At 72.0% G+C, this 1,483-nt stretch carries 1 protein-coding gene; it reads left to right on the top strand.

Annotated elements, in window-relative coordinates; translation table 11 throughout:
* A partial coding sequence (locus ACQKIP_RS47270) for a phosphopantetheine-binding protein (RefSeq protein ID WP_427745843.1) occupies positions 1-1,483 on the top strand: 1,483 nt, incomplete at both ends.

Here is a 1,483-nt window from a genome sequence, read left to right as displayed (position 1 = left end):
TATCTGGCCGGTCCGGGTCTGGCCCGTGGCTACCTGGGCCGCCGGGAACTGACCGCCGAGCGCTTCGTGGCCTGCCCCTACGCCGGTGGCGCCCGCATGTATCGCACCGGCGACCTCGCCCAATGGAGTCCGGACGGGCTGCTGCACTTCCGGGGGCGCGCGGACGAGCAGGTCAAGATCCGCGGCTTCCGTATTGAACTCGGCGAGATCGAAGCGGTCCTCACCAGTCACCCCGATATCGCCCAGGCCACCGTCATCGCCCGCGACGACCGCCTCGCCGCCTACACCGTGTGCGCGATCGCCCTGGACCCGGCCGCCATCCGGGAGTTCGCCGCCACCCGCCTCCCCGACCACATGGTCCCGGCCACCGTCACGACCCTGGACAAGCTGCCGCTCACCCCCAACGGCAAGATCGACAAGGCCGCTCTCCCCACCCCCGAAACCGTCACCGGCCACGGGCGAGCACCCTCCACCCCCGTCGAGGAGATCCTCTGCGCCCTCTTCGCCGACGTCCTCGGCATCGACCACGTAGGCGCAGACGACTCGTTCTTCGAGCTCGGCGGCGACTCGATCATGTCGATGCAGTTGGCGTCGCAGGCGCGGCGGGCAGGCTGGGTGCTGTCGCCGCGGCAGGTCTTCGAGGAGCGCACCCCAGCCGGTCTTGCGCGGGTCGTGGAGCCGGACGGGTCGACGGAACCAGCAGCCGGGACCATGCCGGAAGCGAACGGCGTGGGAGAGATCCCCTTCACCCCGGTGATGTGGTCGCTCGGTGAGTCCGTGGCGGGTGCCGGGTCCGCGCAGCGGATGGTCTTCGGGGCGCCGCCGACGCTGGATCTTCAGACGCTGACCGCCGGCTTCGCCGCCGTGCTGGACGCGCACGACATGCTTCGCGCCCGGCTGGTGGCTGCCGAGTCGAAGCTGGTGGTGCCGGAGCCGGGCTCGACCGACGTATCGGCGCTGGTGTCTCGCGTCGATGTCACCGGCGTGGAGGATCCGGAGCTGGGCGGACTCGTCCGGTCCGAGGCTCAGGCGGCGGTCGGTCGGCTGGATCCGGGCGCCGGAGTGATGGCGCAGGTGGTGTGGTTGGACGCCGGCCCGGAGCGGGTGGGCCGCCTGGTGGTCGTCGTGCACCACCTGGCGGTGGACGGGGTGTCCTGGCGGATCCTGCTGCCGGATCTGCGGGCCGCCTGCGAGGCGGCGGCCGGCGGCCGACAGCCGGCCTTGGACCCGGTCGGTACGTCCTTCCGTCGTTGGTCGCGGCTGCTGGCCGCCGAGGCCGTCAGCGAGCACCGGGTTGAGGAACTGCCGGTGTGGCAGGAGCTGCTGTCCGCCGACCAGGAGCCGCCGCTGGGACAGCGACCCCTGGATCCGGTACGGGACACGGTGGCAGACCTTCGCCGCGAGGAGTGGGGTGTGCCCGCCGCGGTGGCGGAGACGCTGGTCTCCCGTACCGCCGCGGTCTTCCACTGTGGGGTGCATGAGG

It is taken from the genome of Streptomyces sp. NPDC059900 (genome assembly GCF_050270335.1).
GTDB lineage: Bacteria > Actinomycetota > Actinomycetes > Streptomycetales > Streptomycetaceae > Streptomyces.
The sequence above is the reverse complement of the archived record's forward strand: the minus strand, read 5'-3'. Positions and strand labels throughout refer to the sequence as shown.